This window comes from Pseudomonas sp. PS01300 (genome assembly GCF_029960155.1).
GTDB classification, from domain to species: domain Bacteria; phylum Pseudomonadota; class Gammaproteobacteria; order Pseudomonadales; family Pseudomonadaceae; genus Aquipseudomonas; species Aquipseudomonas palmensis.
The window spans coordinates 132,941-144,328 of sequence record NZ_JASCPN010000008.1 but is presented as its reverse complement, the minus strand read 5'-3'; the positions used below and the strand labels follow the sequence as shown (position 1 = coordinate 144,328).

Annotated in this window: 13 protein-coding genes; 7 read left to right on the top strand and 6 right to left on the bottom strand. The window is 63.0% G+C overall.

The window, feature by feature from the left end; all coding sequences use genetic code 11:
• Positions 1-183 precede the first annotated feature (183 nt).
• The 3 genes from QMX96_RS07455 to QMX96_RS07445 form a co-directional block, all read right to left on the bottom strand.
• Complete coding sequence (locus QMX96_RS07455; protein WP_043859617.1) at positions 184-702, bottom strand: Hcp family type VI secretion system effector; 519 nt, start codon at positions 700-702, stop codon at positions 184-186.
• A gap of 360 nt (positions 703-1,062) precedes the next feature.
• Positions 1,063-2,202 carry an MFS transporter gene (locus QMX96_RS07450; RefSeq protein WP_043859849.1) on the bottom strand — a complete coding sequence of 380 codons (1,140 nt, stop codon included), beginning with the start codon at positions 2,200-2,202 and terminating at the stop codon, positions 1,063-1,065.
• A 118-nt stretch (positions 2,203-2,320) separates the two neighbouring features.
• Positions 2,321-3,814, bottom strand: a complete 1,494-nt coding sequence (locus tag QMX96_RS07445; RefSeq protein WP_043859850.1) for an aldehyde dehydrogenase — start codon at positions 3,812-3,814, stop codon at positions 2,321-2,323.
• Positions 3,815-4,007: 193 nt separating this feature from the next.
• Between QMX96_RS07445 and QMX96_RS07440 the strand changes: the two genes are divergently transcribed.
• Both QMX96_RS07440 and QMX96_RS07435 read left to right on the top strand, forming a co-directional pair.
• Positions 4,008-4,370 carry a cupin domain-containing protein gene (locus QMX96_RS07440; protein ID WP_043859851.1) on the top strand — a complete coding sequence of 121 codons (363 nt, stop codon included), beginning with the start codon at positions 4,008-4,010 and terminating at the stop codon, positions 4,368-4,370.
• Between the two features lie 135 nt (positions 4,371-4,505).
• Entirely contained in the window at positions 4,506-4,709 is a 204-nt protein-coding gene (locus QMX96_RS07435) for a hypothetical protein (protein WP_054916677.1), read from the top strand.
• A 68-nt stretch (positions 4,710-4,777) separates the two neighbouring features.
• Here QMX96_RS07435 and rpmG read toward each other — a convergent pair whose 3' ends face one another.
• A complete protein-coding gene (gene rpmG, locus QMX96_RS07430) occupies positions 4,778-4,933 on the bottom strand; it encodes a 50S ribosomal protein L33 (RefSeq protein ID WP_010225867.1) in 156 nt (51 codons plus the stop codon).
• A gap of 11 nt (positions 4,934-4,944) precedes the next feature.
• Positions 4,945-5,181 carry a 50S ribosomal protein L28 gene (rpmB, locus tag QMX96_RS07425; protein ID WP_043859852.1) on the bottom strand — a complete coding sequence of 79 codons (237 nt, stop codon included), beginning with the start codon at positions 5,179-5,181 and terminating at the stop codon, positions 4,945-4,947.
• Positions 5,182-5,543: 362 nt separating this feature from the next.
• Between rpmB and QMX96_RS07420 the strand changes: the two genes are divergently transcribed.
• Positions 5,544-7,133, top strand: coding sequence for an ABC transporter substrate-binding protein (locus QMX96_RS07420; protein WP_282361487.1), 1,590 nt, complete (start codon positions 5,544-5,546; stop codon positions 7,131-7,133).
• A gap of 148 nt (positions 7,134-7,281) precedes the next feature.
• Positions 7,282-8,088: a hypothetical protein gene (locus tag QMX96_RS07415; protein ID WP_282361486.1), complete on the top strand. Its 807-nt coding sequence runs from the start codon at positions 7,282-7,284 to the stop codon at positions 8,086-8,088.
• A gap of 21 nt (positions 8,089-8,109) precedes the next feature.
• Here QMX96_RS07415 and radC read toward each other — a convergent pair whose 3' ends face one another.
• Positions 8,110-8,790 carry a DNA repair protein RadC gene (gene radC, locus QMX96_RS07410; RefSeq protein ID WP_043859855.1) on the bottom strand — a complete coding sequence of 227 codons (681 nt, stop codon included), beginning with the start codon at positions 8,788-8,790 and terminating at the stop codon, positions 8,110-8,112.
• 135 nt (positions 8,791-8,925) lie between these two features.
• Between radC and coaBC the strand changes: the two genes are divergently transcribed.
• The 3 genes from coaBC to QMX96_RS07395 are packed head-to-tail and all read left to right on the top strand — an operon-like array spanning position 8,926 to position 11,306.
• Positions 8,926-10,134 carry a bifunctional phosphopantothenoylcysteine decarboxylase/phosphopantothenate--cysteine ligase CoaBC gene (gene coaBC, locus QMX96_RS07405; RefSeq protein WP_058541939.1) on the top strand — a complete coding sequence of 403 codons (1,209 nt, stop codon included), beginning with the start codon at positions 8,926-8,928 and terminating at the stop codon, positions 10,132-10,134.
• A 6-nt stretch (positions 10,135-10,140) separates the two neighbouring features.
• Entirely contained in the window at positions 10,141-10,596 is a 456-nt protein-coding gene (gene dut, locus QMX96_RS07400) for a dUTP diphosphatase (protein WP_043859857.1), read from the top strand.
• The gene (locus tag QMX96_RS07395) at positions 10,593-11,306 is read left to right on the top strand and encodes a hypothetical protein (RefSeq protein WP_043859858.1); all 714 of its coding nucleotides are present in this window, start codon (positions 10,593-10,595) and stop codon (positions 11,304-11,306) included. Before dut ends, QMX96_RS07395 begins: the two co-directional genes overlap by 4 nt.
• The last annotated feature ends 82 nt before the right edge of the window (positions 11,307-11,388 follow it).

The following is an 11,388-nucleotide window of genomic DNA, read 5'->3' as shown; positions in this document are numbered from 1 at the left end:
GCTTCGCGCCCGCTGAACGACAGCACCTGAAAGTCGCTGTCGACCCCGTCCAGGGTCAGGGTGAAATGGGGCTGGTTGGCCGCTGAGAACATCCGATGTTCCTCCCGCTGCAAAAACTGGGGTGACAGGCTGCCCCGGCCGGCCATGCTGGCTGGCCGGCCGGGGCAGTGAACTAACGCAGGCTTAGCCGGCGACCGGGGTACGCCAGTCGTCCGAGCCGGAGGTACCGGACACTTCGTGGGTCCAGGTGATCTTGCGGTAGGTGAAGTGCACGTCTTCAAGGTGGGTGAAGTGCGCGTTGGCCGGGTCCTGGCAGTTGTGCATGTAGTCCTTGATGTCGACGATGATCGCGTCTTCGAGCTTGGTGGTGAAATAGTGCTCCTGGGTGCCGGCCGCCGAGGTGCGGTACCAGTGGATGACGATTTCGGTCAGGCGCTCGCCGGAGGTCAGCGCGGCCAGCAGCAGGGGCGATGCCTTGTCGAAGACCTTAGTGATGACCACCGGCTTGTGCACGCGCTGGCCGGTCGGCTGACCGGACTGCGGGTCGCGCGGGATGATCACTTCGTGGTTGAAGCCCTGGACCATGACCTGGTCTTCGTGGCCTTCCTGGTAGGTGTTGCCGACCGAATCGGCGGTGAAGGCACCGGCGGTGATCAGGCCTTGTTTGGTGCCGGTGACGGACATGTAGGCAGGTGTTGCCATGGGGGTTTGCTCCTTGCAGAAAGTGAAGCCGAACAGGCGAAAAATGCCGTGTGGCTGCAAGGAGACAGTTCAAGACCCGTGCCAACTTAAATTTAGTTGTTGTTAATCAGTAGCTTGTGTTTTTACTGTACGTTTTTTGAGCACTTTTACGCGAGAAAACCCGAAAAAGTGCGCAACTTCTTGCGCAGTACTGTGCAAGAAGTTGCGCAGTTGGCTGCAGGCCACGTTGAGTATGGCCCGCAGCAATGTATGCACAGGTTTATCCACATTTTGGTGCGCAAGAAGTTGCGCAGCTGGGTAAAAGATGAAATCCCCTGAGAAGAGCGCTCCTCGAGGAGATTCAACCGGTACAAAGCGGCCCTAGGCCGTGGCAGGCTCGAAGGCATTCGGCCGCATCGCCAACAGCACCAGCCCGAACGCGCCCGCCGCCATCAGCAGCGGCAGTGCATGCCCGCTCACCCACTGGCTACCGGCCCCAGCAGCCAATGGCCCGATCAGGCAGCCGATGCCCCACAGCTGCGCCACGTGGGCGTTGGCGCGCACCAGCGCATCATCGCGATAGCGTTCGCCGATCAGGATCAGCGACAGGGTGAACAGGCCACCGGCACTGGCGCCGAACAGCACCCACAATGGCCAGATCGCCGGCGTGTGCATCAGCACCGGAATGGCCAGGCTCGATACCAGCAGGGTCATGGCGCAGCCGGTGAACAGCGTGCGGCGCGACATGTAGTCGGCCAGCGCCCCGATCGGCAGTTGCAGTACCGCATCGCCCACCACCACGGTACTGACCATGAACAGCGCCAGCTCGGTGGTGAAGCCCTGCTGCAGGCAGTACACCGGCAACAGGGTGAGGATCATCGCCTCGAACGCGGCGAACAGTGCAATGGCCCAGGCGATTACCGGCAAGCGCCGGCAGAAGCCCACCAGGTCACGCAGGCCCACACCACAGGCTTCAGCGCTGGGCGCCCCGCTGCGGCCGATCAGCACCAGCGGTGCCACCACCAGCAACCCGGCCCCGATCCAGAAGCCCAGGTCATCCTCCGAACCCAGCACGCCCAGCAGCAGCGGCCCGGCCAGCTGGCTGAGGGCATAGCTGCTGCCATACAGCGCCACCAGGCGGCCACGCCATTGCTCGACCACCAGCTGGTTGATCCAGCTTTCGCCAAGGATGAACACGATGGTCAGGATCACCCCGATCAGCAGGCGCAACGCCAGCCACACCGGATAGCTGGGCAGCAGCGCCAGCAGGCCGATGGACAACGCACCGGCCAGCAGGCACAGGCGCATCAGCGTGGCGGTGCCGAAATACGCCGCCAGGCGGCTGGACAGGCTGGCGCCAACCAGCACGCCAATTGCCGGCATCGCCGCCATCACGCCAATGGCAAAGCTGCCATAGCCCCAGCTCTCCAGACGCAGCGATACCAACGGCATGCTCACGCCCAGGGCAAGGCCGACGCTCAGAACCGACGACAGCACGGCGAAGTAGGTAGCCCAACGCATGTGTACTTCCTCGCAGAATGATGGATCGCCACAAGCAACACAGCCGGGCCTGCGCTAACGCAGGGCCCGGCTGTGGCGCGGATCGCTCGGGGCGCGGCACCAGGCCGCGCCCATGACCTTACAGCTTGATCCAGGTGGCCTTGAGCTCGGTGTACTTGTCCAGTGCGTGCAGCGACTTGTCACGGCCGTTGCCCGACTGCTTGAAGCCACCGAACGGCGCAGTCATGTCGCCACCGTCGTACTGGTTGACCCACACGCTGCCGGCACGCAAGGCCTTGGCGGTCTTGTGCGCCTTGCTGATGTCGGCGGTCCATACACCTGCGGCCAGGCCGTAAGGGGTGTCGTTGGCGATCTGGATGGCTTCTTCGACGCTGTCGAAGGTGATCACCGACAGTACCGGGCCGAAGATCTCTTCCTTGGCGATGCGCATGGCGTTGCTCACGCCGTCGAAGATGGTCGGTTCGACATAGGTGCCGCCGGTTTCTTCGAGGATGCGCTTGCCGCCCACCAGCAGCTTGGCGCCATCGGTGTGGCCAGCCTCGATGTAGGACAGCACGGTGTTCATCTGCTGGGTGTCGACCAGGGCACCAACGGTGGTGGCCGGGTCCAGCGGGTTGCCAGGCTTCCAGGCCTTGAGGGCCTCCAGTACCAGCGGCAGGAACTTGTCCTTGATCGAGCGCTCGACCAGCAGACGCGAACCTGCGGTGCACACTTCGCCCTGGTTGAAGGCGATGGCACTGGCCGCGGCGGCGGCAGCGGCGTTCAGGTCCGGGGCATCGGCGAACACGATGTTCGGGCTCTTGCCGCCGGCTTCCAGCCACACGCGCTTCATGTTCGATTCGCCGGCGTAGATCATCAGCTGCTTGGCGATCTTGGTCGAGCCGGTGAACACCAGGGTATCGACGTCCATGTGCAGGGCCAGGGCCTTGCCGACGGTGTGGCCGTAGCCAGGCAGCACGTTCAGCACGCCGGCCGGGATACCGGCCTCGATGGCCAGCTGGGCGATGCGGATGGCGGTCAGCGGGGACTTCTCGGACGGCTTGAGCACCACCGAGTTACCGGTGGCCAGCGCCGGGCCGAGTTTCCAGCTGGCCATCAGCAGGGGGAAGTTCCACGGCACGATGGCCGCCACCACACCCACAGGCTCGCGGGTTACCAGGCCTAGCTGGTCGTGCGGGGTGGCCGCGACTTCGTCGTAGATCTTGTCGATGGCTTCGCCGTTCCAGCTCAGTGCCTGGGCAGCGCCCGGCACGTCGATGTTCAGCGAGTCGTTGATCGGCTTGCCCATGTCGAGGGTTTCGAGCAGGGCCAGCTCCTCGACGTTCTGCTTGAGCAGCGCGGCGAAACGGATCAGGGTAGCCTTGCGCTTGGCCGGGGCCAGGCGTGACCACACGCCGGACTCGAAGGTGGCGCGGGCGTTTTCCACGGCGCGCTGGGCGTCGGCCTCGTCGCAGCTGGCGACCTGCGCCAGAAGGCGTCCGTCAACCGGGCTCAGGCACTCGAACGTGGCGTTGGAAACGGCGGCGGTGTATTCACCATTGATGAAAGCACGGCCTTCGATCTTGAGTTGCTGGGCACGCTGTTCCCAGTCCGCACGAGTCAGGGTGGTCATACGAAACTCCTCCTGTTGTTGAAATGCAGCGCCGCACGAGGGGCCAGGGCGCTGTCAGAATACGGCCGGAGCGATTGTCGCTCTACGGCACTCGACACCCTAAACTCTGGCACCTGAATTATCAATATATTTGACAATACATGGCCAAATGCCTAGTGATGTGCACTTTATTTAACAATCAGGGGACCCAGACATGAATATCCAGCAGATTGTCGACTTCGCACAGGTACTGACCGAGGCCGAGCGCTACCGCCCGGCTGCCGAAAAAGTGCTCAAGGGCGACCCGGAGCAGGCGGTCTACAACCATTACGCCAGCCCTTGCGGGCAATTCGCCGCTGGCGTGTGGGAGGGAGCGCCCGGGCAATGGACCGTCAATTACACTGAACACGAATACTGCGAGATCGTGCACGGCGTATCGGTGCTGCGCGACGAAGAAGGCAACGCCAAGACCCTGCGCACCGGTGACCGCTTCGTGATCCCGGCCGGCTTCAAGGGCACCTGGGAGGTGCTGGAGACCTGCCGCAAGATCTACGTGATGTTCGAGCCCAAGGCATAGGCCATAGATAGATACCGCCGCGCCAGCCCTCCCTGGCGCGAGCATGGCGGGGTCCTTATCCGGACCCACCTGAACTCAAGGAGCCTCACCATGCAAAAGGATCAACCGGTCGTCTGCCCCATCGAAGCGCTGCAACTGAGCAACGACGAAGTGCTCACCTGCATCGGCCGCCTGGTCGGCACCCGCTACGTGCCGACCGTGAAGGCCTACATCAGCGAACTGACCGGGCGCCAGCGCGTGGTCGGCATCGGCGAGATGTCGACCCGCGAAATGGACCCGCAACGCGTGAACATCAGCGGCAACGAGGCGGGCCTGATCAGCGGTTTCCATTTCGGCTGAACAGAAAATCGCCATAAAAAAAGGCCCGCATCGTGAGATGCGGGCCTTTTTTCGTAAGCCGGGATCAATTACTTGATCTTGGCTTCCTTGTAGATCACGTGCTTGCGAACAACCGGATCGAATTTTTTGATTTCGATTTTGTCCGGAGTGGTGCGCTTGTTCTTGTCGGTGGTGTAGAAGTGGCCGGTATTAGCGGTCGACACCAGACGGATCAATTCACGCATGATTTTCTCCCTTAGACCTTGGCGCCGTTACGGCGAATTTCGACCAGAACGGCATCGATGCCGCGCTTGTCGATGATACGCATGCCTTTGGCAGAAACGCGCAGACGCACGAAACGCTTCTCCGACTCGACCCAGAAGCGGTGATGCTGCAGGTTCGGCAGGAAACGACGACGGGTTTTGTTATTCGCGTGGGAAATGTTATTCCCGGTTACCGGACCCTTACCGGTAACTTGACAGACTCTCGACATGCCTCAGCCCTCTAAAACCACATGCCCAACCCGGCATGGGTTGGCCGCTTAATCTCTCAGTCTTTGGCGCCAGGCGCCGTGTTTCTTCAGGGTCTTATCGGCAAGATCTGCAGATGCGACAAACCGAGCCCCTAGAAAAGAGCGCTGCTTTATACCAGAAAGGCCGGGGTACAACAACATTTGATGTGATCGCACGATGCATGAATCAACCCAGGCCGCCCGGATGCAGGGCTTCCAGCGACAAAACCGCTCGTCGCAATATTCCTTGAAAAAGGAGTTGGCCATTTACGGCCTTGCGCACTAGGGTAGGAGTTTTCCAGACTGCACGGGCAGATGGGCCATTGATCAGCCAAGGAGTCACCATGCGTCGTGCCGCTTTACCCCTGTTGCTCGCAGCGCTGCTAAGCCCCGCACTGGCCCAGGCAGGCGCCTTGAGCGTATGTACCGAGGCCAGCCCCGAAGGCTTTGACGTGGTGCAGTATAACGCGCTGACCACCACCAATGCTTCTGCCGATGTGCTCATGAACCGGCTGGTGGAATTCGACGCCACCAGCGGCAAGGTGGTGCCGAGCCTGGCCGAAAGCTGGACGGTATCGGCCGACGGCCTGGTCTACGACTTCAAGCTGCGCCCGGGGGTAAAGTTTCACAGTACGCCGTACTTCAAGCCCAGCCGCGTGCTGAACGCCGACGACGTGCTGTTCAGCTTCCAGCGCATGCTCTACCCCGCCCACTCCTGGCACAAGATCACCCAGAGCGGCTACCCGCATGCCCAGTCGTTGCAACTGCCTAGCCTGATCAAGCAGGTGGAGGCACCCGATCCGCTGAGCGTGCGCTTTACCCTCGACCATCCGGACGCGACCTTCCTCGCCACCCTGAGCATGGGCTTCGCCTCGATCTATTCGGCCGAATACGCCGACCAGTTGCTCAAGGCCGGCACCCCGGAGAAGCTCAACAGCCAGCCGATCGGCACCGGCCCGTTCGTGTTCCAGCGTTTCCAGAAGGACGCGGTGATCCGCTACCGCGCCAATACCGACTATTTTGCCGGCAAGCCGACCGTCGACCCGCTGATTTTCGCGATCACCCCCGACGCCAACGTGCGCCTGCAGAAACTGCGGCGCAACGAGTGCCAGATCGCCCTGTCGCCCAAGCCGCTGGACGTTGCGGCAGCCGCCGAAGACGCAAACCTGAAGGTCGAGAAGACCGAGGCGTTCATGACCGCGTTCGTCGCGATCAACAGCCAGCACCCGCCGCTGGACAAGGTCGAGGTACGGCAGGCGATCAACCTGGCGTTCGACAAGACCAGCTACCTCAAGGCCGTGTTCGAAGGCACCGCAGTCGCCGCTGAAGGCCCCCTGCCGCCGAACACCTGGAGCTACGCCAAGGACTTGCCGGGTTACCCGACCGACGCGACCAAAGCCAAGGCGCTGCTGGTCAAGGCCGGGTTGCCGGACGGCTTCAGCACCACAATCTGGACGCGCCCTTCGGGAAGCCTGCTCAACCCCAACCCGAGCCTGGGGGCACAACTGCTGCAGGCAGACCTGGCGAAGGTCGGCATCAAGGCCGAGATTCGCGTGATCGAATGGGGCGAGCTGATCCGTCGCGCCAAGGCCGGTGAGCACGATTTGCTGTTCATGGGCTGGGCCGGCGACAACGGCGACCCCGACAACTTCCTCAGCCCGCAGTTTGCCTGCCCGGCAGTCGAGTCGGGGACCAACTTCGCGCGGTACTGCGACAAGCGCCTGGACCAGTTGATCAGTGCCGGCAAGACCACCAACGACCAGAGCGTGCGCAGCCGCCTGTACCAGCAGGCCCAGGGGCTGATCCAGCAGCAGGCGCTGTGGCTGCCACTGGCGCACCCCACGGCAGCGGTGCTGATGCGCAAGGATGTGGAGGGCTACACGGTCAGCCCGTTCGGCCGGCAGGACTTTGCCACGGTGAAGACCGCACGCTGAACGACTCGCGCCTGCAGGCTCCTGACAGCGTCCTCTGGCAGCCCGAAGGACACTGCAGCAGCCTGCAGCGCGTGTTCAGGCCGCCAGGTGACTCTCGCCATCGACTTACGATGGTTGCCCAGCGAACCGCACCGTACGGATAGCCGCATTGGATATTGAATACTGGACCGAAGCGGCTATCGCCGGCCTCACCGTGGCACTGATACTCGGCCCGGTGGTCTTCGGCGCACTGCTTCTCTACATTGCCACCCAGCGATTGGCCGAAGCCCTCGAGCACCTTCACAACTCGCCGCTGGTTGACGCTCATCGGTACAGCCTCAACCTGGGCCTGCGCCAGCGATTCAGGGCAGTGGGCGACATTGCCGGCCTGTTGGCCTACCCCGATTGCCCGGTCGAGTTCGGGGGCCTGAGCGCAGAGGACATCAAGCGCTTCCCCGGCAACCTCAGAACGCTGCTGGTTCTTAGCCACCACCTCAGGCTGGCAATGCTGGCCGTTCTGGTGCTGCTGGCCCTTGCCCTGCAGGTGCTCAAAGCCGTTCAGCACCAGGGCGAGCCGACGGAGTTCGGGCTCGGCGCGTATTCACCCTATTGGCTGCCCTTTGCACTGCAACTGCCTTGCATCGCCGGCCTGGGGTGGGTCGCCACCCAGTACGCACAGGCTGGCATGCGCTACATGACCAGTGCATCCCGGTACCTTGCCAACTGCAAGGCGGTGGTGAATCGACAGCGCCCGGTGATGTACAACACCGTGTTTGGCAGAATCGTGTTTACCGTATGCATCGCTGCGCTTCTGGCTCATGCGAAGCTCTTCATCAGAACAGGATCGCTGCAGGCCGCAGACGTGGAGTCCTTTCCAGCCACGATCAGAACCGAGCTTGTGGTGCGTCACTACCTGCTGCTGGCTTCGGTTGTCGGGCTGGCTGCGTCGTTTGTTGCAACAAAGCTGATCGACTAGTACCGCCCACGCACAGCAGCGTCAGGCAGCGAACAAGCCCCGCTCCACCATCGACAATGGCTCCCCATCGCCGATGATGATGTGATCCAGCACCCGCACCTCGATCAGGCCCAGGGCTTTCTGCAAGCGCAGGGTCAGATTGATATCTGCCTGGCTTGGCTCGGAAACACCTGACGGATGATTGTGGCAAAGGATCAATGCTGCGGCATTTCTGGCCAACGCCCGCTTGATGACTTCCCGAGGGTAGACGTTGGCACTGCTGATGGACCCGCGGAACAACGCCTCGAACCCTAGAGGACGGTGCTTGTTGTCCAGGTACAGGCAGCCGAACACCTCGCTTTCTTCATGACGCAGCATCGATTTCAGGTAACGCCGGACCGCCCCCGGGCTCTGCAACGCCGGGTCGCGGATGATGGTTTCGGCCAAGTGCCGGCGCCCAATCTCCATCACCGCCTGCAGTTGCGCATACTTCGCCGGGCCCAGCCCCAGCTCACGCTGAAACGTCGGCTGATCGGCCTCCAGCAGTTGCCGCAAGCCGCCAAACTGCTGCAACAGGTGGCGCGCCAGGTCCACCGCGCTCTTGCCTGCCACACCGGTGCGCAGGAACACCGCCAGCAACTCGGCGTCCGACAGGCTCCCGGCCCCTCGCTCCAGCAACTTCTCCCGCGGGCGTTCCGCCGACGGCCAATCCCTGATACCCATAGCTGTCCCTCTGTCTGTGTGTGGCTGCTCCCCATTTCAGCCCTGTGCTATCGTAGCCCCCTCTTTTTACGCGACGATTCGGCCTGGGGAGGCGTCGTCGCCGCGTGCAAACACTGATCAAAGAAAGGCAAGCCTATGCAGCGGCTGTATCGGAAACGCATCGTTCTTGGCGTCGGCGGCGGCATTGCTGCCTACAAGAGCGCCGAGCTGGTTCGCCGACTCCTGGAGCACGGCGCGCAAGTGCGCGTCGTCATGACCCACGGCGGGGCCGAATTCATCACCCCGCTGACCATGCAGGCCCTGTCCGGGCACCCCGTGCACATGGACCTGCTCGACCCTGCCGCCGAAGCGGCGATGGGCCATATCGAACTGGCCAAGTGGGCCGACCTGGTGCTGATCGCACCTGCCACCGCCGACCTGATCGCGCGCCTGGCGCAAGGCGTTGCCAACGATCTGCTGACCACCCTGGTACTGGCTACCGACGCCACCGTGGCGTTGGCACCGGCCATGAACCAGGCCATGTGGCGCGACCCGGCCACCCAGGCCAACTTGCAGCTGCTGCAAAGCCGCGACATCCAGGTGTTCGGCCCGGCCTCCGGCAGCCAGGCCTGTGGCGACGTGGGCCTTGGCCGCATGCTCGAAGCCACCGACCTGGCCTGGTGCGCCGCCGAAACCTTCAAGCGCCAGTCGCTGACCGGCAAGCACGTGCTGATTACCGCAGGCCCGACCCAGGAAAACATCGACCCGGTGCGCTACATCACCAATCATAGCTCGGGGAAGATGGGCTTTGCCCTGGCCGAAGCGGCGGTGGAAGCCGGTGCTCGGGTAACCCTGGTGACAGGGCCGGTGCACCTGCCCACACCCGACCGGGTGACCCGTATCGACGTGGTGAGCGCGCGGGACATGCTCGCCGCGTGCGAAGCGGCGATCCCGTGCGATGTGTTCATCGCATCGGCTGCGGTTGCGGACTACCGCCCCGAAGTCGTCGCCCCGCAAAAGCTCAAGAAAGACCCTACGACAGGTGACGGCCTGCTGCTGCAGATGGTGCGCAACCCGGACATTCTGGCCACCATCGCCACCCGCCCCGACCGCCCGTTCAGCGTCGGCTTTGCCGCCGAGACCGAACACCTGCTCGATTACGCCGCGCGCAAGCTCAAGGACAAGAACCTCGACCTGATCGTCGCCAATGACGTGGCCAACCCCAGCATCGGCTTCAACAGCGAGGAGAACGCCTGCAGCGTGATCGATCGCCAACTTCAAGCAACACTCTTTGCACAGACCAGCAAGGGCAAGATCGCCCGTCAGCTGGTAGCCTTCATCGCCGAACGTCTCAACCAGGTTTAACTCTGCATGCACGCCTTACAAGCCAAGATTCTCGATCCGCGCCTTGGCAGCGAATTCCCGCTGCCGCAATACGCCACCCCCGGTTCTGCCGGCCTCGACCTGCGCGCCATGCTCAAGGAAGAGACCGTCCTGGAGCCGGGCCAGACCATACTGATCCCTACCGGCCTGTCGATCTACGTCGGCGACCCGGGCCTGGCCGCGCTGATCCTTCCGCGCTCGGGCCTGGGCCACAAGCACGGCATCGTGCTGGGCAATCTGGTCGGCCTGATCGATTCGGACTACCAGGGCGAGCTGATGGTGTCGTGCTGGAACCGCGGCCAGACCCCTTTCACCATCGCCATCGGCGAGCGCATTGCGCAACTGGTGCTGGTACCGGTGGTACAGGCGCACTTCGACATCGTCGAAACCTTCGACGAAACCCAGCGTGGCGCTGGCGGCTTCGGCCATTCGGGCAGCCATTGAACAACGCGCGAGCCCTGCTGCCAGGCCTGTATTGGGGCCTGGCCGGCATGCTCGTCGCCGGGCTCGCGGTGTGGCTGACGCTGGTAATCCCTCTGCAACGCGAGCAACGTAACCTGCAGACGTATTTTCCGGCCTTCGGGCTGGTCATTGCGCTCGACCAGCAGATCGCCCGTCTGGTGTCCGAGGTCGACACCGTGGCCCGCCATCCGGCCCTGCTTGCCGCTGCCAAGGCGGCTGACGCCCGCCAGGCGCGCCAGGTGCTGGACGACTTCAGCTACCTCGAAGGGTTGGTCAGCAGTCGGTTGCTCACGCCCGGCCAGGCCAGGCGCGAGAGCCTCCACGACCGCTCACTCAGCCCGCCATTGCTGGACATGATCGGACGAGCCGAACGCGGGGTACCACCGAACCTGGAGGCCCACCCGACCAACGGGCAACTGCATATCCACAGTGTCACGCCCATTCGAGGCAGTGCGACAGGCCCGGTGCAGGCCGTGCTGCTCATGACTTTCGAGCTGCAACGTGTAAGTGCTGCTCTGAAAATAGACATGCCGGAAATCGGCAAGGCCAGCCTCGTGCAAGGCGTGTTCGACGACCCTCAGGCCGTACTGGCCAGCGCAGGCGAAAGTGATAGCCCGGCAATAACCCCGATAGGGACCTTCAACGATGCATGGAGCCTGCACTTTCAGCCCGGGGCGATCTTCCAGAGGTGATCGACGGATGAATCGCCCGGCTCAAGAACTCTATGTCGAAAATGCCGTCAAAGCCGGACATCTTTAGCCGCGCGGCGCGCCG

What these genes read in the sequence shown, in the direction of transcription:
- QMX96_RS07455 (WP_043859617.1), bottom strand. Translation starts at nt 702, where the DNA reads ATGGCAACACCTGCCTACATGTCCGTCACCGGCACCAAACAAGGCCTG.
- QMX96_RS07450 (WP_043859849.1), bottom strand. Translation starts at nt 2,202, where the DNA reads ATGCGTTGGGCTACCTACTTCGCCGTGCTGTCGTCGGTTCTGAGCGTC.
- QMX96_RS07445 (WP_043859850.1), bottom strand. Translation starts at nt 3,814, where the DNA reads ATGACCACCCTGACTCGTGCGGACTGGGAACAGCGTGCCCAGCAACTC.
- QMX96_RS07440 (WP_043859851.1), top strand. Translation starts at nt 4,008, where the DNA reads ATGAATATCCAGCAGATTGTCGACTTCGCACAGGTACTGACCGAGGCC.
- rpmG (WP_010225867.1), bottom strand. Translation starts at nt 4,933, where the DNA reads ATGCGTGAATTGATCCGTCTGGTGTCGACCGCTAATACCGGCCACTTC.
- rpmB (WP_043859852.1), bottom strand. Translation starts at nt 5,181, where the DNA reads ATGTCGAGAGTCTGTCAAGTTACCGGTAAGGGTCCGGTAACCGGGAAT.
- QMX96_RS07420 (WP_282361487.1), top strand. Translation starts at nt 5,544, where the DNA reads ATGCGTCGTGCCGCTTTACCCCTGTTGCTCGCAGCGCTGCTAAGCCCC.
- radC (WP_043859855.1), bottom strand. Translation starts at nt 8,790, where the DNA reads ATGGGTATCAGGGATTGGCCGTCGGCGGAACGCCCGCGGGAGAAGTTG.
- coaBC (WP_058541939.1), top strand. Translation starts at nt 8,926, where the DNA reads ATGCAGCGGCTGTATCGGAAACGCATCGTTCTTGGCGTCGGCGGCGGC.
- dut (WP_043859857.1), top strand. Translation starts at nt 10,141, where the DNA reads ATGCACGCCTTACAAGCCAAGATTCTCGATCCGCGCCTTGGCAGCGAA.